Origin of the sequence: Rhodococcus sp. Ni2, from assembly GCF_021352185.1 — a bacterium.
In the GTDB taxonomy this organism is placed as follows: domain Bacteria; phylum Actinomycetota; class Actinomycetes; order Mycobacteriales; family Mycobacteriaceae; genus Rhodococcus_F; species Rhodococcus_F qingshengii.
Map to the genome: position 1 here is coordinate 2474304 of NZ_WOXZ01000002.1, position 21531 is coordinate 2495834.

21 protein-coding genes are annotated in these 21531 nt (G+C 64.4%); 20 read left to right on the forward strand and 1 reads right to left on the reverse strand.

Features of this window, described 5'->3' with window-relative positions; genetic code table 11:
* The first annotated feature begins 63 nt into the window (after positions 1 to 63).
* The 6 genes from rpoZ (at position 64) to GN300_RS25190 (ending at position 7060) form a co-directional block, all read left to right on the forward strand.
* A complete protein-coding gene (gene rpoZ / locus GN300_RS25165; RefSeq protein ID WP_003944996.1) occupies positions 64 to 363 on the forward strand; it encodes a DNA-directed RNA polymerase subunit omega in 300 nt (99 codons plus the stop codon).
* Complete coding sequence (coaBC, locus tag GN300_RS25170) at positions 360 to 1658, forward strand: bifunctional phosphopantothenoylcysteine decarboxylase/phosphopantothenate--cysteine ligase CoaBC (RefSeq protein ID WP_063316421.1); 1299 nt, start codon at positions 360 to 362, stop codon at positions 1656 to 1658. Before rpoZ ends, coaBC begins: the two co-directional genes overlap by 4 nt.
* A 188-nt stretch (positions 1659 to 1846) precedes the next feature.
* Entirely contained in the window at positions 1847 to 3061 is a 1215-nt protein-coding gene (gene metK, locus GN300_RS25175; protein ID WP_003944827.1) for a methionine adenosyltransferase, read from the forward strand.
* Positions 3062 to 3086: 25 nt separating this feature from the next.
* The gene (locus GN300_RS25180; RefSeq protein ID WP_081557843.1) at positions 3087 to 5105 is read left to right on the forward strand and encodes a primosomal protein N'; all 2019 of its coding nucleotides are present in this window, start codon (positions 3087 to 3089) and stop codon (positions 5103 to 5105) included.
* Positions 5106 to 5277: 172 nt separating this feature from the next.
* Positions 5278 to 5946 (forward strand): PadR family transcriptional regulator, encoded by a 669-nt coding sequence (locus GN300_RS25185; RefSeq protein ID WP_370852745.1) that lies wholly within the window; start codon positions 5278 to 5280, stop codon positions 5944 to 5946.
* Between the two features lie 94 nt (positions 5947 to 6040).
* Positions 6041 to 7060, forward strand: a complete 1020-nt coding sequence (locus GN300_RS25190) for a triacylglycerol lipase (protein ID WP_156511765.1) — start codon at positions 6041 to 6043, stop codon at positions 7058 to 7060.
* Positions 7061 to 7117: 57 nt separating this feature from the next.
* On the opposite strand, the gene GN300_RS25195 is transcribed toward GN300_RS25190, so the two are convergent.
* Entirely contained in the window at positions 7118 to 7324 is a 207-nt protein-coding gene (locus tag GN300_RS25195; RefSeq protein WP_003944900.1) for a hypothetical protein, read from the reverse strand.
* 288 nt (positions 7325 to 7612) lie between these two features.
* On the opposite strand from GN300_RS25195, the gene fmt reads away from it, so the two are divergent.
* The 14 genes from fmt (at position 7613) to gap (ending at position 21514) form a co-directional block, all read left to right on the forward strand.
* Entirely contained in the window at positions 7613 to 8536 is a 924-nt protein-coding gene (gene fmt / locus GN300_RS25200) for a methionyl-tRNA formyltransferase (protein WP_003944846.1), read from the forward strand.
* Positions 8533 to 9978, forward strand: coding sequence for an RsmB/NOP family class I SAM-dependent RNA methyltransferase (locus GN300_RS25205; RefSeq protein ID WP_063316420.1), 1446 nt, complete (start codon positions 8533 to 8535; stop codon positions 9976 to 9978). The genes fmt and GN300_RS25205 overlap by 4 nt, the downstream gene beginning before the upstream one ends.
* A gap of 40 nt (positions 9979 to 10018) precedes the next feature.
* On the forward strand, positions 10019 to 10366 hold the full coding sequence (locus tag GN300_RS25210) for an MmcQ/YjbR family DNA-binding protein (protein WP_003944924.1): 348 nt from the start codon (positions 10019 to 10021) through the stop codon (positions 10364 to 10366).
* A 64-nt stretch (positions 10367 to 10430) separates the two neighbouring features.
* Positions 10431 to 11114, forward strand: coding sequence for a ribulose-phosphate 3-epimerase (rpe, locus tag GN300_RS25215; RefSeq protein ID WP_019748384.1), 684 nt, complete (start codon positions 10431 to 10433; stop codon positions 11112 to 11114).
* Between the two features lie 8 nt (positions 11115 to 11122).
* Entirely contained in the window at positions 11123 to 12175 is a 1053-nt protein-coding gene (gene ribD, locus GN300_RS25220) for a bifunctional diaminohydroxyphosphoribosylaminopyrimidine deaminase/5-amino-6-(5-phosphoribosylamino)uracil reductase RibD (RefSeq protein ID WP_030536416.1), read from the forward strand.
* Positions 12176 to 12180: 5 nt separating this feature from the next.
* A complete protein-coding gene (locus GN300_RS25225) occupies positions 12181 to 12789 on the forward strand; it encodes a riboflavin synthase (RefSeq protein WP_003944892.1) in 609 nt (202 codons plus the stop codon).
* Positions 12790 to 12899: 110 nt separating this feature from the next.
* Positions 12900 to 14174, forward strand: coding sequence for a bifunctional 3,4-dihydroxy-2-butanone-4-phosphate synthase/GTP cyclohydrolase II (locus GN300_RS25230; RefSeq protein ID WP_003944833.1), 1275 nt, complete (start codon positions 12900 to 12902; stop codon positions 14172 to 14174).
* Complete coding sequence (gene ribH, locus GN300_RS25235) at positions 14171 to 14668, forward strand: 6,7-dimethyl-8-ribityllumazine synthase (protein ID WP_003944999.1); 498 nt, start codon at positions 14171 to 14173, stop codon at positions 14666 to 14668. The genes GN300_RS25230 and ribH overlap by 4 nt, the downstream gene beginning before the upstream one ends.
* Positions 14665 to 15138: a PH domain-containing protein gene (locus GN300_RS25240; RefSeq protein WP_003944987.1), complete on the forward strand. Its 474-nt coding sequence runs from the start codon at positions 14665 to 14667 to the stop codon at positions 15136 to 15138. The genes ribH and GN300_RS25240 overlap by 4 nt, the downstream gene beginning before the upstream one ends.
* A gap of 74 nt (positions 15139 to 15212) precedes the next feature.
* On the forward strand, positions 15213 to 17405 hold the full coding sequence (gene uvrC / locus GN300_RS25245; RefSeq protein WP_007727980.1) for an excinuclease ABC subunit UvrC: 2193 nt from the start codon (positions 15213 to 15215) through the stop codon (positions 17403 to 17405).
* Positions 17402 to 18301, forward strand: coding sequence for an RNase adapter RapZ (gene rapZ / locus GN300_RS25250; protein WP_003944872.1), 900 nt, complete (start codon positions 17402 to 17404; stop codon positions 18299 to 18301). Before uvrC ends, rapZ begins: the two co-directional genes overlap by 4 nt.
* On the forward strand, positions 18298 to 19362 hold the full coding sequence (gene yvcK, locus GN300_RS25255; RefSeq protein ID WP_054188215.1) for a uridine diphosphate-N-acetylglucosamine-binding protein YvcK: 1065 nt from the start codon (positions 18298 to 18300) through the stop codon (positions 19360 to 19362). Before rapZ ends, yvcK begins: the two co-directional genes overlap by 4 nt.
* On the forward strand, positions 19359 to 20336 hold the full coding sequence (gene whiA / locus GN300_RS25260; protein WP_021344225.1) for a DNA-binding protein WhiA: 978 nt from the start codon (positions 19359 to 19361) through the stop codon (positions 20334 to 20336). Before yvcK ends, whiA begins: the two co-directional genes overlap by 4 nt.
* Before the next feature lie 158 nt (positions 20337 to 20494).
* Complete coding sequence (gene gap / locus GN300_RS25265) at positions 20495 to 21514, forward strand: type I glyceraldehyde-3-phosphate dehydrogenase (RefSeq protein WP_003944851.1); 1020 nt, start codon at positions 20495 to 20497, stop codon at positions 21512 to 21514.
* Positions 21515 to 21531 lie beyond the last annotated feature (17 nt).

A 21531-nucleotide genomic window follows, 5' to 3' on the forward strand; every position in this document is an offset into this window, starting at 1 on the left:
TCTCAGATATCCGGATCGATAAAACTAGTTCTTCAATGAAGATCTAATTCAGGAGACACAAGAGTGAGCAGCACTTCAGCCGCGTCCGCAGCAGGTCAGGGCGCTCTGCCTGCCTACGACACCCCGCTCGGCATCACCAACCCGCCGATCGACGAGTTGCTCGAACGCACCTCTTCCAAGTACGCCCTGGTCATCTACTCGGCCAAGCGCGCGCGCCAGATCAACGACTACTACAACCAGCTCGGTGACGGCATCCTCGAATACGTCGGACCTCTGGTCGAGCCCGGTCTGCAGGAAAAGCCGCTGTCCATCGCGTTGCGTGAAATCCACGCTGATCTCCTCGAGCACACCGAAGGCGAGTGAGCACCACATCTGCCGCACCCGAACCTCGTTCGGGTGTCGGGGGAGTGTCCGACGCGCCCACATCGATACGTAAGCGCATTGTCGTCGGTGTCGGTGGGGGTATCGCCGCGTACAAGGCGTGCTCGATCATCCGCAGCTTCACCGAGAGCGGTCATCACGTCCGCGTGATTCCGACCGGATCCGCTCTGGAGTTCGTCGGGCGCGCGACGTTCGAAGCACTCTCCGGCAACCCGGTTCACACCGGCGTCTTCAACGACGTCCCGCAGGTTCCGCATGTCCGTCTCGGACAGGAAGCCGATCTGGTCGTCATCGCGCCGGCAACCGCTGATCTGATGGCGCGAGCGGTCATGGGTCGCGCAGACGACCTGTTGACGGCCACTTTGTTGACCGCGCGCTGTCCGGTCGTCTTCGCCCCAGCAATGCACACCGAGATGTGGGAACACCCCGCAACGGTCTCGAACGTGGCGACACTGCGTTCGCGCGGCGTCCACGTGATCGAACCTGCCTCCGGGCGTTTGACCGGGAAAGACACCGGAGCCGGTCGACTTCCCGAACCCGACGAGATCGTCGGGTTGGCATCGTTGCTCCTCGAGCGCTCGGACGCGTTGCCGCGCGACCTGGAGGGTCGCCGCATTCTGGTCACCGCCGGCGGTACTCGCGAGCCGCTCGATCCCGTGCGCTTTCTCGGTAATCGCAGCTCGGGCAAGCAGGGCTACGCGCTCGCCCGACTTGCTGCGCAACGCGGCGCGCACGTGACACTGATCGCCGGGTACACGGCTGATCTCGCCGACCCCGCCGCTGTCGACGTCGTGCACATCAAGACGGCCGAAGATCTCCGGTTGGCAGTGGAAAAGCACGCACCGGGACACGACGGAGTCGTCATGGCTGCGGCTGTCGCGGACTTCCGCCCCACCACCGTCGAAGGTAGCAAGATCAAGAAGGGCGCAAACGAACCCGACTCGATCAGCCTCACCAGAAATGCCGACATCCTCGCCGGTCTCGTCGAAGCGCGTCGTGACGGCGACTTGGATGCTCGAACGGTGATCGTCGGATTCGCCGCTGAGACCGGTGACGCCCATGGTGACGTACTCACCTATGCCCGCTCCAAGCTTGCCCGCAAAGGTTGCGATCTCCTCGTGGTCAATGCGGTCGGCGAGGGCAAGGCGTTCGAGGTCGATCACAACGACGGTTGGCTGCTCGGTTCCGACGGCTCGGAGTCCGCTCTCGAACACGGATCCAAGGCTTTGATGGCCAGTCGAGTACTCGACGCCCTGGTCAAGCTCTTTCCCGAGTAGCGACACGCGCCCGGTGGTGAGAGTTACCCCACGATAATCGGGTGAGTACAAGGGTGTTGCGCAGGCGGTCCAACCGTTATCGTCGGCTCAGCCCCCAGCTAACAAAGCATGACAAAACGGTCACCGAACGGTGATTCGGATACTTCAATAAGCTGTAGTCAAGAACTCAGTCGTCGAGAGGGAGATCTGTGAGCAAGTCCGGCAGTCGGCTATTCACCAGCGAGTCCGTCACCGAGGGGCACCCGGACAAGATCTGTGACGCGATCAGCGACTCGATCCTCGACGCGCTGCTCACCCAGGACCCGCGCGCCCGCGTGGCCGTCGAGACACTGGTCACCACCGGCCAGGTTCACGTAGCCGGTGAGGTCACGACCACTGCGTACGCGGACATTCCGAAGATCGTGCGCGACACGGTCCTCGAAATCGGCTACGACAGCTCCGCAAAGGGCTTCGACGGAAATTCGTGCGGCGTCAACGTCGCGATCGGCGCCCAGTCGCCCGAGATCGCGCAGGGTGTCGATCACTCGCACGAGGCTCGCGTCGACGGAATCAGCGACGACGAGATCGACCGTCAGGGTGCGGGCGACCAGGGCCTGATGTTCGGCTACGCCACCACCGACACGCCGGAACTGATGCCGCTGCCCATCGCGCTGGCTCATCGTCTCTCTCGCCGGTTGACCGAGGTCCGTAAGTCCGGCGTGCTGCCGTACCTGCGCCCGGACGGCAAGACCCAGGTCACCATCGAGTACGACGGTGACAAGGCTGTCCGTCTCGACACCGTGGTCATCTCCACCCAACATGCCGCTGACATCGACCTCGACAACCTGTTGACGCCCGATCTTCGCGAGAAGGTGCTTCACTCGGTGCTGACCGACGTCAACCTCACCGATCTCGACACCTCCGATGTTCGTCTGCTGGTGAACCCGACGGGCAAGTTCGTCCTCGGTGGCCCGATGGGTGACGCCGGTTTGACCGGCCGCAAGATCATCGTCGACACCTACGGCGGAATGGCTCGCCACGGTGGCGGCGCGTTCTCCGGCAAGGACCCGTCAAAGGTCGACCGCAGCGCTGCCTACGCCATGCGCTGGGTGGCCAAGAACGCTGTTGCCGCAGGTCTGGCCGACCGCATCGAGGTTCAGGTCGCCTACGCCATCGGCAAGGCAGCTCCGGTCGGACTCTTCGTCGAAACCTTCGGCACCGAGAAGACCGATCCGGCACGGATCCAGAAGGCGATCACCGAGATCTTCGACCTGCGTCCGGGAGCGATCATCCGCGACCTCGACCTGCTGCGCCCGATCTACGCGCAGACGGCGGCATACGGTCACTTCGGTCGCACCGATATCGACCTCCCGTGGGAGAGCACCGATCGCGCCGACAAGCTGCGTAGCGCAGCTGGTCTCTGATCACTGACGTACAGACGGGGCGCGGGTGGGCGCGGAAAGAGTAGCGGCAGAAGTCGATCCGGTCGCCCGGGTGCTGCCGATGCTCCCGCTCGCTCACCTCGACCGTGAATTCGACTACCTCGTTCCTCGTGAACTCGAAGCGGATGCGCAGCCCGGAGTCCGGGTGCGCATCCGCTTCGCTGGTCGTCTGGTGGACGGTTTCATCGTCTCGCGCGAGGCGACCAGTGACCATCAGGGGAAGTTCGGCTGGCTCGAACGCGTCATCTCGTCCGAGCGGGTCCTGACGGCCGAAATCGCGCAAGTCGTCGATCGTGTGGCGGAGCGTTATGCCGGAACCCGCGCCGATGTTCTCCGTTTGGCGGTACCGCCGCGGCACGCGAAGGTCGAGGCGGAACCGTGGGGGCCCGCCGAGCCGCCGTCCGCTCCTGAACCGATCGAAAATGGTTGGCATCTCTACAGATTCGGTGACGCCTTCCTGTCCGCGATTCGCGAGTCGAAAAGCCCACGTGCGGTCTGGCAGGCGTTGCCTGGTGAAAACTGGCCACTGCGCCTGGCCGAACTGGCCGGGGCCGTAGCGGCAAGTGGTAAATCCGCGATCCTGGTTGTGCCCGATCAACGCGACCTGGACCGCGTCGTCGCCGCTTGTACCGAACTCTCCGGAGCGGATGCGGTGGTAGGTCTGTCCGCGGGCCTGGGGCCGGCCATGCGATATCGGAGGTGGCTCGCTGCACTGCGCGGGACCGCCCGGATCGTCGTCGGCACGCGGAGTGCTGTTTTTGCGCCGACGCCCGAGACCGGTCTTGTCGTCGTCTGGGACGACGGCGACGACAACTTGTCCGAGCCGCGGTCGCCGTATCCACATGCCCGCGAAGTTGCCGTCCTGCGTGGCTACGTCGCCGGGTGCGCCGTCGTGATCGGTGGGTTCTCCCGTACGGCAGAAGCGCAGGTACTCGTCGACTCGGGATGGGCGCACGATCTGGTCGCTACGCGGGACGTCGTTCGTGCCCACGCACCCAAGATCACCGCGCTTGCCGACAGCGATCAAGCCTTGGCCCGCGATCCGGGAGCCAGAGCGGCTCGTTTGCCCGCTATTGCATTCGCGGCCGCCCGGCGCGCTCTGGGTGAGGGCAACGGAGTCCTGGTACAGGTGCCTCGGCGGGGGTACGTACCGACCCTGGCCTGCGGAAAGTGCCGTGCCCCGGCACGGTGCCGTCGGTGCAACGGCCCACTGGCTCTTCCCGCTGCGGCAGGTCCCGACGGCGCCGGGACACCGGCGTGCCGCTGGTGCGGGGTTGCCGATGCCGCCTACCGATGTCACGCGTGCGGGGCGAAAGCGTTGCGCGCGGTGGTGGTCGGTGCCGGCCGGACCGCCGAAGAACTCGGGCGGGCGTTTCCCGGTGTGAAAGTTGTTCTGTCCGGGGGCAGTGATGTGGTCAAGGAACTGCCACACGGGCCCGCGTTGGTGGTCTCGACAGTGGGTGCGGAGCCGGTGATGACCGGCGGCTACGGCGCCGCGCTCTTGCTCGACGGTTGGGCACTGCTCGGCCGGCCCGATCTTCGCGCCGCCGAGGAAACACTCAGACGCTGGATGTCGGCTGCTGCCATGGTGATTCCGCTGTCCGAAGGCGGTGAAGTTGTGGTTGTCGCAGACTCGGGTATCCCGACGGTGCAGGCGTTGGTCCGATGGGATCCAGTGGGGCACGCACAGTCTCAATTCGAGGAACGGGACGAGGTCGGCTTTCCTCCGGCCGTTCACATGGCTGCGATCGACGGTGGATCCGCGGCAATTGCGGAGTTGGTGGATTCAGCTGATCTGCCGGCAAGTGCTGTACTGCTCGGACCAGTGGAATTGCCTGCGGGGGAGAGGCTTCCGTATTCCGGTGAGGACGAGAGCGGTGTCGCGCCGGAGCGAATGCTGGTCCGCGTTCCACGCAAGGACGGTCGCGGCCTTGCGGACGCTCTGGCACATGCGAGGGCCGCGCGCAGTGCGCGGAAGTCTTCGGGTCCGGTCCGCATTCAGATCGACCCACGCCGCATCGGCTGAGTTTCGAGTTGTCGGAGGAATCCTTGCGCTACCCGATATGACGATATATCGTCGAACTATCAACGATAGTGATGGAGGTTCGACGATGGATGCAAGTTTCCCGAACGAGGGGATGTTCGGCCGGCGCGGTTTCTTCGGCGGTTTCGGCCGTGAGCAACGGCCACCATTTGTGATGTGGGTGCCGACGGACGACGGCGCGTCGGGCGATGGTCCCGGCGATCGAGACGGTGGACGACGCGGTCGACCGCACGAGCGGCCGGGCTTCGGTGACATGCCACGCAGAGGCCATCGGCGGGGGCGTTTCGGTCCAGACGGCGGACCCGGCCCCGGCTTCGGTCCGGGCGCTCAGTTCGGTCGCGGGCGAGGACGTGGCGGACGAGGTCGTCGAGGAGATGTGCGCGCTGCGATTCTGCTGTTGATCGCGGAAGAGCCGATGCACGGCTACGAATTGATTCAGCAGATCGTCGAGCGCAGCGGCGGCGTCTGGAAGCCGAGTCCGGGCTCCATTTATCCCGCGCTGTCCCAACTCGAGGACGAAGGACTGGTGATCATCGAAAAGGTTGCCGGCCGCAAGACCGCCAAGCTGACAGAAGAAGGCGTCGCGTACGTCGAGGAACATCGCGCCGATCTCGGGGCGCCGTGGGATGACGTTCGTCTCAGCGTAGGGGAGCCGGAGCAGGACCTTCGAGAACTGATCGGCCAGCTGATGGGCGCGGCCGGTCAAGTGGCTGCTGTAGGCACACCAGCGCAGGTCAAGGCCGCAGCCGACGTGCTTGTCGAGGCGCGCAAATCGCTCTACCGAGTGCTTGCCGGTGATGACGCCGATGAAGGCGGCAATTGAGACGTCGGATACCTACTGTTCGGTAGGGTATGCGCCTCGAAGTTTCTGGTGTTACGGTCAGCTCCCTCGTAGGATCAGAGCAGGAGCAGGAACAATGTCTGGCGTCAAACGGTCTGTGGGACTGACATTTTCGGTAGCAGTGGCGCTGCTGATCGGAGCACCGCCGGCTATATCGGGTGCCGCACCGACGCTTCCGTCTGCGAGTGCCGACGCGATGGACGTTCCTCTCGACGTCGGTCCGGGTCAGGCGACCCGTTCCGTTGCTACGGCATATGCGCATGCTCATCCAGCATCCGCACCTGCCGGATCGAACGATTTCGGCTGTGAGCCTTCCGCCACGCATCCCCGACCGGTTGTACTCGCCCACGGAACCGACACCGAGGCGTACGCGGATTGGGCGGCCATGTCGCCGGCACTGGCAGCTGACGGCTACTGCGTCTTCGCCCTCAATTACGGCGGTGCGATCAAAGAAGAAGACGGGGACGTCGCACACGAGACCTACGGCGTCGGCGACATAGTCGGTAGTGCCACCGCGTTCGGTTCTTTCGTCGATCAGGTGCTGACCGCGACCGGCGCGGACAAGGTCGACGTCATCGGCTATTCGCAAGGCGCGACGGTGACGCGGTACTACGTCAACAAGATGGGCGGCGACGCCTACGTCGATCATTGGGTCGGTTTGGCTTCGCCGACCTACGGCGGGGTGATGTTCGGGTTGGTTCCCATTGTGCGTGCGATCCCCGGCGGAGAAGACTTTGTCGAAGACGTCTTTTCTCGAGCTGTCCGTGAGCAGATGCAGGGGTCGGATATGTTGAACGCCCTCAACGCCGGCGGTGACACCGTACCCGGAGTGCGCTACACGACCATCGGGTCCACTGTCGACGAGATGATCCAGCCGTCCTCGAACATCGCGCTCCGCGGTGCCGGTGCAGAAAACATCGTCCTCCAGGATCTGTGCCCGTCTAACCTGACCGGCCACTTCCGCATGCCGTACGACCCCTACGTGATCGACGTCATCCGGACGGTCCTCGACCCCGATGCCGAGCGGCACGCTTCGTGCAGCGTGGTGCCGCTCGGCACGGATATTCCGCAAGTGGTCATCGACGCAAATTCGTGAGCTGCAAATTCGTGAGCTGCTAACTCGTGAGCACCGAGATCACGTGGGTCGGGATGTTTACTCGGCGAGCTTGGCAGTGGCCTGCGCCCACAGGAAGAACTTGTTCGTTCCGAGGTCGCGGACGGTCTTGATGTTGAACGCTGCCTTCAAATGTTCTGCGTCCGAATCGCTTACGCCGTTGAGTGCCGCGACTGGGGCGTCCGCCAATTCTTCGACGGACTTTCCTGCGTAGGCCTTGTCGAACTTACTGTCGATGCCTGCCATCTAAGTTCCTCCGTGTGATCGGTGTATCCCGTATCAGCCTCCGCCGAGTGGCGACGACAGAAACAGTCAATACCGAGGACCGGTGAATGTGCAGGGTTCTGATCAAAGAAATTGCTGAGAAAGTGGTTCGGTGTGGCGCGAGGTAGGTCGTAGCTCTCGCAGTCCTTAGACTGACAGTTCCACCCACCGACACATCCGGGAGCATTTTCGTGAGTTGCAGTCCACCGCGTTCGACAGGCCGATCGGCTGATCAGAGTCCGAAGAGCCCAACGAAACGGGAGAGCTGACATGCGCGTCGTGTTCGCCGGAACACCCGAACCCGCGGTTCCTTCACTGCGTCGGCTCATCGAATCCGCCAACCACGAAGTGGTAGCCGTCGTCACGCGTCCGGACGCTGTGGCGGGCCGCGGTCGAAAAGTCACCCGATCGCCGATCGGTCTGCTTGCCGACGAGCACGGCATCCCGGTGCTGACGCCGGCCAAGGCGTCCGATCCCGACTTCGCGGCCGAACTCGCCCGCCTCGAACCGGACTGTGCACCCGTCGTCGCCTACGGAAACCTGTTGCCGCAGAACGTCCTCGACATTCCGAAATACGGTTGGGTCAATCTGCATTTCTCGTTGCTTCCCGCGTGGCGCGGCGCCGCGCCGGTGCAGGCCGCGATCAGTGCCGGTGACGAGGTGACGGGCGCCAGCGCGTTCCGTTTGGAAGCCGGCATGGATACCGGCCCCGTGTACGGAGTGATGACCGAGCGGATTCGCGACACCGATACGGCGGGCGACCTGCTCGGACGTCTCGCGGAAAACGGCGCTGCCCTGCTCGAATCGGTACTCGACGGACTCGAGGCCGGCGAGATCAACGCGGTTCCGCAGTCTGCCGACGGCGTCTCGTATGCCCCCAAGGTGACGGTGGACGCGGCCCGCGTGCGGTGGGAACTGCCCGCTCCCACAGTGGACCGGCATATCCGGGCCGTCACACCCGCGCCCGGGGCATGGACGATGATCGGTGATCTTCGAGTCAAGGTCGGCCCGATCACCGTCACGGACGAGACCCTGGCAGTCGGTGAGATCTCGGTACGCAAGGATGGTCTGTACATCGGTACCGCGACCACCGCGGTGCGACTCGGGCAGATTCAGCCCCCGGGCAAGAAATTGATGTCGGCAGGGGACTGGGCACGCGGTGCCCGACTCGACGCGGAGGTACGAGCACAGTGACCGAATCACGACGACCGGCACGGCGGACACAGGGTCCCGGAGCCAAGACCGGCGGCGGCAAGAACACCAAGCCGAAGCAGGCCAAGCGGCCTGATCCGGCAACCGCCGGGCTCGATCAACCGCGTCTGGCGGCGCGTGACGTCCTGCGCGCGGTCCGTGAGCGTGACGCGTACGCGAACCTGGTTCTGCCAGGGCTCCTGCGTGACCGCAAACTCGACGCACGCGACGCTGCGCTGGCAACCGAACTGGCGTACGGCGCGGCACGTGCTCAGGGACTGCTGGATGCGGTGATCGCCCATGCAGCGGGTCGGCCGATCGAAGAGATCGACGGAACGCTGCTCGATGTACTCCGACTCGGCTCGTACCAATTGCTGCGCACTCGTGTCGCACCGCACGCTGCCGTCGCAACCTCGGTCGATCTGGTCCGCGCCGAAAACGGCCAGGGCCGAGCAGGATTCGTCAATGCGGTCCTGCGCCGTGTTTCCGAACGCACCCAGGAGGAGTGGGTCGAGCTGCTGGCCCCGAAGGACCCGGTCGGCCGGCTCGCCTTCGAGCACGCTCACCCCCTGTGGATCGCGCAGGTATTTGCCGACTCGCTCGGCGCTGCTGCCGGTGAACTCGAAGACGTCCTGATCGCCGACGACGCCCGCCCTGCAGTACACCTCGTCGCCCGCCCCGGCGAGATCTCCGCCGAGGAGCTAGCACTGGTGACCGGCGGCGAGATCGGGCCGTACTCGCCGTACGCCGTGCATCTCGACGGCGGTGACCCCGGACAGCTCGAGGCGGTCCGCCAAGGCTTGGCGGGCGTGCAGGACGAGGGCAGTCAGCTGGTGGCCCGCGCCCTCAGCATTGCTCCTCTCGAAGGTGAAGACTCCGGACGCTGGCTCGATCTCTGCGCAGGTCCGGGCGGTAAGGCAGCGCTTCTCGGCGCTCTCGCCGGTATCGAAGGCGGGCGACTCGACGCCGTCGAGCCCGTCGAACATCGCGCCGAACTGATCCGCAAGACCACTCGCGAGCTTCCCGTGGACGTACACGTGGCGGACGGCCGCGAATCCGGGCTCGAACCCGGATACGACCGCATCCTCGTCGACGCTCCCTGCACCGGGTTGGGTGCGCTGCGTCGGCGCCCGGAGGCACGTTGGCGTCGGCAGCCGTCCGATGTGGCCCCGCTCGTGAAGTTGCAGCGTGAATTGCTTGCTGCCGCAATCGAACTGGTTCGCCCCGGCGGAGTGGTGCTGTACTCCACGTGCTCGCCGCACTTGTCGGAAACGCTGGCTGTGGTCGCCGATGCGGTGCGGCGTCATGGCGTCGTGGAACTCGACACCAAGGCATTGGTGCCAGGTGTCCCGGACGTCGGAGACGGATCGTCGGTTCAGTTGTGGCCGCATCGACACGGCACGGACGCTATGTTCATGGCCGCTTTGCGCAAGCCGCTGGCCTGATCGGATGACTTCTGGGCATCGGTAGTCGTATGGTGCCTACATGGTTACGTGGGAACAGGTTGTAGTACTGGGTTCGGCTCTTCCCTCCGTGGAAGAGTCGACCTCGTACAACACCCCGGCACTCAAGGTGGCAGGTAAAACTTTTGCGCGGCTCCGCACCGAAGCGGAGGGTGCTTTGGTCGTGATGTGCGGTCTGGACGAGAAGGAGGCGCTACTCGCCAGTGGCGAGGCGGCTTTCTTCACCACCGATCACTATCACGGGCACGGCTCGATCCTGGTGCACCTCGAACTGATCGACGAGGTGCAGTTGGGTGAGATGCTCGAAGACGCGTGGCGGATCAAGGCACCGGCCAAGGTGCGAAAGCTCCACACCGTCGTCAAGAACTGATCTGATTGCACCGGCTCCGATGTGCATGCACGGTCGGCAATGAGACACAGCTAAACTCGGCGTCGTGGCTTCCCCGATGATTGCACCGTCCATTCTGTCCGCAGATTTTGCTCGACTCGCTGATGAAGCGACTGCCGTGTCCGGCTCCGACTGGCTTCACGTCGACGTGATGGACGCGCATTTCGTTCCCAATCTCACGCTGGGTCTGCCGGTGGTCGAGAGTCTGCTGAAGGCGACGGATATTCCGCTCGACTGCCATCTCATGATCGAGAATCCGGAGCGCTGGGCGCCGCCGTACGCCGAGGCCGGTGCGTACAACGTCACGTTTCACGCCGAGGCCACCGACGATCCGCGTTCGGTTGCCCGCGATATTCGTGCAGCTGGTGCCAAGGCGGGGCTGAGCATCAAGCCTGGAACCCCGATCGACGACTACCTGGAAATCCTCAAGGACTTCGACACCCTCTTGATCATGAGCGTCGAACCCGGATTCGGTGGTCAGTCCTTCATGCCTCAGGTGCTCGACAAGGCACGCGCAGTTCGAAAGCTCGTCGACTCGGGTGAGCTGACGCTCCTTGTCGAAATCGACGGCGGCATCAACGCTTCCACGATCGAGCAGGCCGCTGAAGCAGGGATCGACTGCTTCGTCGCCGGTTCGGCGGTGTACGGAGCGAGTGATCCCGGTGAGGCGGTGCGCAAGCTGCGCGCGCAGGCCGCCTCGGCGTCGCCGCACCTGACGCTGTCGGTCTGAGCCGCTCGATGGCAAAGGGTGGACAGGCGTCGACGGCTGATCTCGACGCCGCGATGCAGATCGCGCTGGCCGCAGCTGATTCCGCGCGCGGATTCACCAGCCCCAACCCACCGGTCGGCGCGGTCATCCTCGCTGCCGACGGAACCATCGCGGGCGTCGGTATGACGCAACCGCCCGGTGGACCGCACGCGGAGGTCGTGGCTCTCGACGAGGCCGGCGATGCAGCGCGTGGCGGTACGGCAGTGGTGACACTGGAACCGTGCAATCACCAGGGACGAACCGGCCCTTGCTCGCAGGCATTGATCGACGCCGGAGTCTCGGCGGTTGTCTACGCCGTCGGTGATCCCAATCCCGAGGCTTCCGGCGGCGCAGCGACCCTCATGCGCGCTGGAATCAGCGTCACGGCCGGACTGCGAGCACCCGAGGTGGAAGCTGGTCCACTGCGGGCCTGGCTGCACAAACAGCGCACCGGTCGCCCGCACATCACGTGGAAGTACGCGGCCAGTCTGGACGGACGCAGCGCCGCCGAGGACGGAACGAGTCAGTGGATCACCGGTCCGCAGGCGAGGGCGCGCGTGCATGCGCAGCGAGCGCAGATCGATGCGATCGTGGTCGGTACCGGCACCGTGTTTGCCGACGATCCGTGGCTGACCGCACGTCAGCCCACCGGTGAGCTCGCGGCGCACCAGCCCGTTCGCGTCGTCGTCGGAAAGCGCGAAATACCCTCGACGGCAAGCATTCTCGACGACACCGCACCGACTCTGGTGCTCAACACCGACAACATCGACGAAGTAGTCGAGGCGTTGGGGGAGTACACGGACGTACTTCTCGAGGGTGGGCCCCGTCTGGCCGGAGCATTCCTTGCCGCCGGATATGTCGACGTCATAGAGGCATACATCGCTCCGATCCTGCTCGGCGCGGGCGCCTCCGCACTCGTCGATGCCGGAGTGCACACCATCACCGACGCCCACCGATTCCGTTTGGAGTCTGCGGTAACGATCGGCCCCGATATTTTGTTGAGTCTGGTTCCGGAGAGTTCTGCTCCGGGGAACGAGGAGTAGGGCGCGTGTTCACAGGAATTGTGGAAGAACTCGGCGAAATTGTCGCCAAGGAAGAACTGGTCGATGCTGCACGTTTCACGGTGCGCGGGCCACTGGTCACCTCCGACGCCGGCCACGGTGATTCAATCGCGGTCAACGGAGTGTGCCTGACGGTGGTCGACGTGCTTGCCGACGGTTCGTTCACCGCAGATGTCATGCAGGAAACCCTGAACCGCTCGAGCCTGGCGAAATTGGATGTCGGCTCTCGCGTCAACCTCGAGCGTGCCGCGGCGCTGAACAGCCGACTCGGCGGCCACCTGGTTCAAGGGCATGTCGATGGAACAGGCCACGTCATTTCCCGCTCGCCGTCCGAGAACTGGGAGGTAGTGCGGATCGCACTGCCCGACTCCATTTCCCGTTACGTCGTGGAGAAGGGTTCGATCACCGTCGACGGAGTCTCGCTGACGGTCTCCGCGCTGGGCGGAGACCGCGGGTTCGAGTACTTCGAGATCTCGCTGATCCCGACAACGCTCGAGTTGACGACGCTCGGAACCGCTGTGGTCGGTACGCCGGTCAACCTCGAGGTGGACGTGATCGCGAAGTACGTCGAGCGGCTTCACTCTGCCGGTCGGTAGGACCAGGCTGATCGGACCCGTCCGATTGGTCGTAGGGTTGTCAGTGCATCCGTCGGATGCACTTGTTGTATTCGATGATGTGAAAAGTCAAGACTTTGGAGTGCGAGCACGTGACCAGGTTCGACAGTATCGAGCGCGCAGTAGCAGATATCGCTGCAGGTAAAGCTGTTGTCGTCGTGGACGACGAGGATCGCGAGAACGAGGGCGACCTCATCTTCGCCGCCGAGAAAGCCACCCCGGAACTGGTGGCGTTCATGGTCCGGTACACCTCCGGCTACCTGTGCGTGCCGCTCGACGGTGACGATTGCGATCGGCTGGGCCTGCCCCCGATGTACGCCACCAACCAGGACAAGCACGGCACGGCGTACACCGTCACCGTCGACGCCCGTGAGGGAATCGGTACCGGCATCTCGGCGTCGGACCGCGCTGCGACGATGCGTCTGCTCGCCAACCCCGAATCCGGTGCCAACGATTTCACTCGCCCCGGTCACGTCGTTCCGCTCCGCGCGAAGGAAGGCGGAGTACTGCGTCGTCCTGGCCACACGGAAGCTGCAGTCGACCTCGCCCGCATGGCGGACCTGCGTCCTGCCGGCGTCATCTGCGAAATCGTCAGCCAGAAGGACGAAGGCGCGATGGCTCAGACCGACGAGCTGCGAGTATTTGCCGACGAACACAACCTTGCTCTGATCTCGATCGCGGACCTCATCGCGTGGCGTCGCAAGCACGAGAAGCACGTGCTGCGCATCGCCGAGGCCCGCATCCCCACCCGCCACGGTGAGTTCACCGCTGTCGGCTACACGAGCATCTACGACGAGGTCGAGCACGTTGCGCTGGTGCGCGGCGACATCGCAGGCCCCGACGGCGACGGTAGCGACGTACTCGTCCGCGTTCACTCCGAGTGCCTCACCGGCGACGTCTTCGGTTCGCTGCGGTGCGATTGCGGCCCGCAGCTCGACGCCGCACTGGACATGGTCGCCCAGGAGGGCCGCGGCGTTGTTCTGTACATGCGCGGGCACGAGGGTCGTGGCATCGGTCTCATGCACAAGCTGCAGGCCTACCAGCTCCAGGACGCCGGTTCCGACACCGTCGACGCCAATCTCGAACTCGGCCTACCGGCGGACGCCCGCGACTACGGCATCGGTGCGCAGATCCTCGTCGATCTGGGGATCTCGTCGATGCGTCTGCTGACCAACAACCCGGCCAAGCGTGTGGGTCTGGACGGCTACGGCCTGCAGATCACCGATCGTGTTCCGATGCCGCTGCGCGCGAATGCGGAGAACCTCACCTACCTGCGCACCAAGCGCGATCGGATGGGTCACGATCTGATCGGACTGGACGAGTACGAGGCGAACCAGAACACCGCACAGCCGGGAACCGCACTGTGAGCGGCGAAGGTCAGCCGCAGCTCGCGATCGCCGAGGCCAAGGATCTGAAGCTGGCGATCGTTGCCGGGCAGTGGCACGCGACGATCTCCGAGGCTCTGATCGCCGGCGCGCAGCGCGTCGCGCAGGAGGCGCAGATCAAGGACGTGACACTGGTCCGTGTCGCCGGCGCGATCGAACTGCCGGTCGTTGCGCAGGCATTGGCGCGCACGCACGACGCCGTCGTCGCACTCGGTGTTGTCATCCGCGGCGGCACGCCGCACTTCGAGTACGTGTGCGACGCGGTCACCGCGGGCCTTACACGCGTCTCGCTCGACGAAAGCACTCCCGTGGGGAACGGTGTCCTGACCACCGACACCGAGCAGCAGGCTCTTGACCGTTCGGGTCTGCCGGGTAGCGTCGAGGACAAGGGCGCACAGGCCTGCGCCGCCGCACTGGACACCGCAGTGACCCTGCGCCATCTCCGAGCACCATGGACCGAGGATTCGTTTCGATGAGTACACCCGGCGACAACGAGAACTGGGAACTGATTGCGTCACCGCGTAAGTCGACGCGATACGCGATCGGAGTTGCTGTCCTTCTGGTGATCGTTCACGTCACACTGGCGCTCCTGCTTCGCCAGGGGTCCACCGGCGTGTACTTCCGTGCCGCGGACCAGATCGCGATGGCAGGCATCGGCACCATTCTGGCTCTCGGTGTGCTGATGTTGACGCGGCCCCGGGTCAAGGTGGGCAAGCAGGGTATTGCCGTACGAAACATCCTGGGCGAGAAGATCGTCGACTGGGATCTGTTCGAGGGACTCTCGTTCCCCGACGGTGCCGCCTGGGCACGCATCGAATTGCCCGACGACGAGTACATGGCAGTGATGGCGATCCAGTCCAACGACCGCGAGTACGCCGTCGACACGGTCGGTAAGTTCCGCGAACTGGCCGACCGCTACGCACCGGTCGCGCACAAGAGCAACTGACGTCTTCCGACCGGTTCGGTGCCCGCATCCTGCGCGTTTCCGAGTCGGTCGGTGGCGGCGACTAACCTGAAACCGTGCCGGATCCCTCGACTTACCGCCCCGCTACCGGAACCATTCCGGCTGCGCCGGGCGTCTACAAATTTCGCGATCCGCATGGTCGGGTCATTTACGTCGGAAAGGCGAAAAGCCTCCGTTCACGTTTGAACTCGTACTTCGCGGACGTCACGACACTTCATCCCCGTACTCGGCAGATGGTGACCACCGCCGGCAGCGTCGAGTGGACCGTCGTCAGTACCGAAGTCGAAGCGCTTCAGCTCGAGTACAACTGGATCAAGGAATTCGATCCGCGGTTCAACGTCCGGTACCGCGACGACAAGACGTATCCGGTTCTCGCGGTGACGCTCAACGAAGAGTTCCCGCGCTTGTTCGTCTACCGCGGTCCGCGGCGCAAGGGTGTCCGGTACTTCGGTCCCTACTCCCATGCCTGGGCGATCCGCGAAACTCTCGATCTGCTGCTACGAGTCTTTCCCGCACGAACGTGCTCGTCCGGAGTCTTCAAACGGCACAACCAGATCGGTCGTCCGTGTCTGCTCGGCTACATCGACAAGTGCTCGGCGCCCTGCGTCGGGCGAGTCAGCGCCGAGGAGCATCGTCAGATCGTCGAAGATTTCTGCGACTTCCTCGCCGGCCGCACGGACAAGTTGGTCAAAGATCTCGAAAAGCGCATGCAGCAGGCTTCCGAGGATCTCGACTTCGAGACCGCAGCCCGTCTGCGTGACGATATCGGGGCTTTGCGCAAGGCGCTCGAGAAGCAGGCCGTCGTACTCGGTGACGGCACCGACGCCGATCTCGTCGCCTTTGCCACCGATGATCTCGAAGCCGCCGTTCAGGTGTTCCACGTGCGGGGCGGACGCGTGCGGGGTCAGCGTGGATGGGTCGTGGAGAAGGCAGGCGACGCCATCGACTGGGCCGCACTCGACGCCGAGTCCGACCTGCCGATCCTGGTCGAGCAGTTCCTCACCCAGTTCTACGGTGAGCAGGCGGCCCTCGACCCGGGAGCGGGTTCCGAGGCCGGGATCAGCGCAGTTCCCAAGGAAGTTCTGGTGCCGGTTCTGCCGGCAAACGCGACCGAGATCCAGGCGTGGCTGAGCAAGCTTCGGGGATCGCAAGTGCAACTGCGGGTTCCGCAACGCGGCGACAAGAAAGACCTCGCCGAAACAGTCCAGCGAAACGCGAAAGAGGCTCTGGCGCAGCACAAGCTCAAGCGCGCCGGCGATTTCACTTCGCGTTCCGCGGCGCTGCAGGGCATCCAGGAAGCACTGGACCTGGACTCGGCTCCGCTACGAATCGAATGCATCGACATCAGTCACGTCCAGGGAACCGACGTCGTGGCGTCACTGGTCGTGTTCGAGGACGGGCTCCCGCGTAAGTCGGACTACCGCCATTACGCGATCAAGGAAGCTGCCGGCGACGGTCATTCCGACGACGTCGCGAGTATCGCGGAGATCACGCGTCGGCGGTTCCTGCGCCACAACCGCGACCTGGGCGTCCTCGCGGCGTCGGCGTCGACCATGGACTCGGACGGTGGGGATCTGGCTCCCGAAGCGGCGATCGACCCGGCGACGGGCCGGCCTCGGCGGTTCGCCTATCCGCCCAATCTGTTCGTCGTGGACGGCGGCGCCCCTCAGGTCACGGCGGCAGCGGCGGTCCTCGACGAGCTGGGGGTCACTGACGTCGCGGTAGTCGGGTTGGCCAAAAGACTCGAAGAGGTATGGGTGCCGGGGGAAGAAGATCCGGTCATCCTCCCTCGGACGAGCGAGTCGTTGTACCTACTGCAGCGCATCCGAGACGAAGCCCACCGCTTCGCGATCACGTTCCATCGCAGCAAACGCTCGAGGCGGATGACGGCTTCGGCTCTGGATTCGGTCAAGGGGCTCGGTGAAACTCGTCGAACCGCTCTGGTGGCTCACTTCGGTTCCGTGGCGAAGCTGAAAACGGCAACGGTCGAGGAGATCATGCAGGTCCCCGGTATCGGTGAGACCACCGCCACAGCAGTTCTGGCCGCACTCGGCACGGATTCGGCTGCAGCCGACGCGGGCGCTGAAGCTCGAGCGCTGCCAGCCGCGGTAGGGGATGATGAGCTGGACACGGAATCCGAATCGTCTGTTACGTCTGCTGACGCGCCCAGCGCCGAATCCGGTAGCGATGACGAGGGCTCCGAGTCGCGAGAATTGTCCATGCCGACGACGGGGCCGAGTGCACAGTGACTACCGACAGCGCCAAAGACAGTCGAACGATGGATTTCCTGCTGGTGACGGGATTGTCCGGAGCAGGTTTGAGTACCGCTGCCAAGGTGCTCGAAGACCTCGGCTGGTATGTCGCGGACAATTTGCCACCTGAGCTCATTTCCCGAATGGTCGGTCTGAGCTTGACCTCCGATCCGCCGGTCGATCGTCTCGCCGTCGTGATCGACGTGCGGAGTCGACTCTTCACCGGCGATCTCGGGTGGGTGCTCACCGAACTCGAGGCGGAACCGATCCACACTCGGGTGCTGTACCTCGAAGCGTCGGACGACGTGTTGATCCGACGGTTCGAACAGGTGCGCCGCAGTCATCCGTTGCAGAACGACGGCATCGACGGCACGTTGTCCGAAGGGATCGCAGCCGAGCGTCGGCAGTTGGCCGTGGTGAAGGCGGCCGCCGATCTGGTCATCGACACGTCGGCACTGAAGGCGCATCAGCTGCGTCAGAAGATCGAAACGGCGTTCGGAAACGATGCCAACCGCACGATGAAGGTGACGGTCCAGTCGTTCGGATTCAAGTACGGCCTGCCGATGGACGCCGATCTCGTCTGTGACGTTCGTTTCCTGCCCAATCCCCACTGGATCCCTGAACTTCGCCCGCACACCGGTCAGGATGCCGACGTCCGCGACTACGTGTTGTCGCGCGAGGGCGCGGAAGACTATCTCGACACCTACCGACATCTGGTGGATTTGACGATCGCCGGATATCGACGAGAAGGAAAGCGCTACATGACAATTGCGGTCGGGTGCACCGGCGGTAAGCACCGAAGCGTGGCCATGTCCGAAGCTCTCGCGAGGCGTTTGGGTTCCGAGGACGACATCTCGGTCAGCATCGTGCACCGGGATCTGGGGCGCGAATGAGTGAACCGACACATCGCTCGCGGGAGACACCCGAGGGGCCGGCCATCGTCGCGCTCGGCGGCGGGCACGGATTGTTCGCCACGCTCCAGGCCGTCAGACGCTTGACGGTCGACGTCACCGCCGTGGTCACGGTCGCCGACGACGGTGGTTCGTCGGGCCGGCTGCGCGCCGAACTCGGCGTCATCCCGCCTGGAGACCTCCGGATGGCGCTGGCTGCTCTCGCGTCGGACGAACCCGAGATAGTCGACTGGACTCGGACCATTCAGCATCGCTTCGGCGGTGTCGGCGCACTTGCCGGGCATTCGGTGGGCAATCTCATCCTGGCCGGACTGACCGAGGTGCTCGGCGATCCGGTCGCCGCGCTCGACGAGATGGCGCGACTGCTGCGAATCCGTGGCCGTGTGCTGCCGATGTCGCCGATCGCGCTCGAGATCGAAGCCGACGTTCAGGGACTCGAAGAGGACCCCCGCGTCAGCCGCTGCATTCGTGGACAGGTTGCCGTCGCGACCACCCCGGGCAAGGTTCGGCGTGTGAGACTGCTCCCGTCCAATCCGCCCGCGTGCCCCGATGCCGTGACTGCGATCGATCGTGCCGATCTCGTGGTTCTCGGCCCGGGATCGTGGTTCTCGAGCGTGATCCCACACGTCCTGGTACCCGAACTCGTCGAATCACTGTCGTCGACGAAGGCTCGAAAGGTACTGGTGCTCAATCTCGCACCCGAGCCGGGGGAGACCGCCGGATTCTCCGCAGAGCGTCACCTGCACGTACTCTCCCAACACGTGCCCGATTTCCGGGTCGACTACGTGGTGGTCGACTCGGCGTCGGTACCGGCCGGGCGTGAACGTGAACATCTGCAGCGTGCGGCGGATCAATTTTCAGCCGAAGTCAGGTACGCGGATGTCGCGGACACCTCACCGGGCGCAGCGCATGTACACGATCCGGCAAAACTGGCCGATGTACTGGCTGAACTGTCGAGCAGTGCGGCAGTAGGGGATTCGACACAGTCTTCCCTGCAAGAACAGCAATCCGAAGAACAGAGGGAGAACGCTTCGTGGCAATGACAGCGGAGGTCAAGGACGAACTGAGCCGGTTAGTGGTGACTCAGGTCAGCTGCCGCAAGGCAGAGGTCTCCGCGTTGCTGCGCTTTGCCGGTGGGCTCCACATCGTCGGCGGCCGGGTGGTCGTCGAAGCAGAGGTGGATCTGGGCTCCACGGCGCGACGTCTGCGCCGGGAGATATTCGACCTGTTCACCTACAGTGCCGATGTGCACGTACTCAGTGCGGGCGGGCTTCGAAAGTCCGCTCGCTACATCGTGCGTGTGGCGAAGGAGGGTGAGGCCCTCGCGCGCCAGACGGGACTGCTCGATCTTCGCGGGCGCCCGGTTCGCGGCTTGCCTGCGCAGGTCGTCGGCGGAAGTGTCGGCGATGCCGAAGCAGCGTGGCGCGGTGCGTTCCTCGCGCACGGTTCCCTGACCGAACCCGGCCGTTCGTCGGCGCTCGAAGTGAGCTGCCCGGGCCCGGAAGCCGCACTTGCTCTGGTTGGAGCTGCGCGGCGTCTGGGGATCTCGGCGAAGGCACGTGAGGTTCGCGGAACGGATCGTGTGGTGATCCGCGACGGTGAGGCCATCGGCGATCTCCTGACCCGAATGGGAGCCCAGGACACACGTCTGGTGTGGGAGGAGAGGCGGATGCGACGCGAGGTCCGCGCCACCGCCAATCGTCTCGCCAATTTCGACGACGCAAACCTGCGACGCTCTGCTCGCGCTGCCGTTGCGGCTGCTGCGCGCGTCGAGCGTGCGTTGGAGATCCTCGGTGAGGACGTGCCCGATCACCTCGCGGCGGCGGGTGCACTGCGCGTCGAGCATCGGCAGGCGTCCCTCGAAGAACTCGGCCAGTTGGCCGACCCGCCGATGACCAAGGACGCCGTTGCCGGACGTATCCGTCGCCTGCTGTCGATGGCTGATCGCAAGGCCAAGGAAACGGGCATACCCGACACCGAATCCGCAGTGAATGTGGAGCTACTCGAAGAGGGGTGACCTGCCCTCCGTCAGGGTGGGCTGCGCACGTTCGGGCCACGCGCATTAGGGTATGAGTCACATCGACCGATGAACCCCACGTCCGCGTCGTGCACACACGGATTCGGAGTATGCGTGGGTCAAGTTGCACACCAGAATCATGGTCAAAGGAGCGAATTGTGACTGTCCGGGTTGGCGTAAACGGTTTCGGCCGTATCGGACGTAACTTCTTCAGGGCGGTGGATGCGCAGAAGGCGCTCGGAACCACCGATATCGAGATCGTGGCAGTCAACGACCTGACTGACAACGCGACGCTCGCTCACCTGCTGAAGTACGACTCCATCCTCGGCCGTTTGCCGTACGACGTGTCGCTCGACGGTGACGACACGATCGTCGTCGGCGATCAGCGCATCAAGGCCCTCGCACACCGTGGCCCGTTGAACGAACTTCCCTGGGGCGAGCTGGGCGTCGACGTCGTCGTCGAGTCCACCGGCATCTTCACCGACGCCGCAAAGGCCAAGGGACACCTCGAAGCCGGCGCCAAGAAGGTCATCATCTCGGCTCCGGCCAAGGGTGAAGACATCACCATCGTGATGGGCGTCAACGACGACAAGTACGACGGCAGCCAGAACATCATCTCCAACGCGTCGTGCACCACCAACTGCCTCGGCCCCATCGCCAAGGTTCTCGACGACGAGTTCGGCATCGTCAAGGGTCTGATGACCACGATCCACGCGTACACCCAGGATCAGAACCTGCAGGACGCTCCGCACGCAGACCTCCGTCGCGCCCGCGCAGCTGCCCTCAACATCGTTCCCACCGGTACCGGTGCAGCCAAGGCAATCGGCCTGGTTCTTCCGCAGCTGCTCGGCAAGCTCGACGGCTACGCACTGCGCGTGCCGATCCCCACGGGCTCGGTCACCGACCTCACCGCGAACCTGAAGAAGTCGGCCACCGCCGACGAGATCAACGCTGCGATGAAGGCTGCTGCCGAGGGACCCCTCAAGGGCATCCTGAAGTACACCGACGCACCGATCGTCTCCTCGGACATCGTCACCGACCCGCACTCGTCGATCTTCGACTCGGGTCTGACGAAGGTCATCGACGACCAGGTCAAGATCGTCTCCTGGTACGACAACGAGTGGGGCTACTCCAACCGCCTCGCCGACCTCATCGGCCTCGTCGCCAAGTCTCTCTGAGCGGAGTTTCGATAACA

Excerpts from the sequence above, each read along its gene's own strand:
- GN300_RS25185 (WP_370852745.1), top strand. The coding sequence starts at position 5,278 with ATGTGGGTGCCGACGGACGACGGCGCGTCGGGCGATGGTCCCGGCGAT.
- GN300_RS25190 (WP_156511765.1), top strand. The coding sequence starts at position 6,041 with ATGTCTGGCGTCAAACGGTCTGTGGGACTGACATTTTCGGTAGCAGTG.
- GN300_RS25195 (WP_003944900.1), bottom strand. The coding sequence starts at position 7,324 with ATGGCAGGCATCGACAGTAAGTTCGACAAGGCCTACGCAGGAAAGTCC.
- fmt (WP_003944846.1), top strand. The coding sequence starts at position 7,613 with ATGCGCGTCGTGTTCGCCGGAACACCCGAACCCGCGGTTCCTTCACTG.
- GN300_RS25210 (WP_003944924.1), top strand. The coding sequence starts at position 10,019 with ATGGTTACGTGGGAACAGGTTGTAGTACTGGGTTCGGCTCTTCCCTCC.
- ribD (WP_030536416.1), top strand. The coding sequence starts at position 11,123 with ATGGCAAAGGGTGGACAGGCGTCGACGGCTGATCTCGACGCCGCGATG.
- GN300_RS25240 (WP_003944987.1), top strand. The coding sequence starts at position 14,665 with ATGAGTACACCCGGCGACAACGAGAACTGGGAACTGATTGCGTCACCG.
- yvcK (WP_054188215.1), top strand. The coding sequence starts at position 18,298 with ATGAGTGAACCGACACATCGCTCGCGGGAGACACCCGAGGGGCCGGCC.
- whiA (WP_021344225.1), top strand. The coding sequence starts at position 19,359 with ATGACAGCGGAGGTCAAGGACGAACTGAGCCGGTTAGTGGTGACTCAG.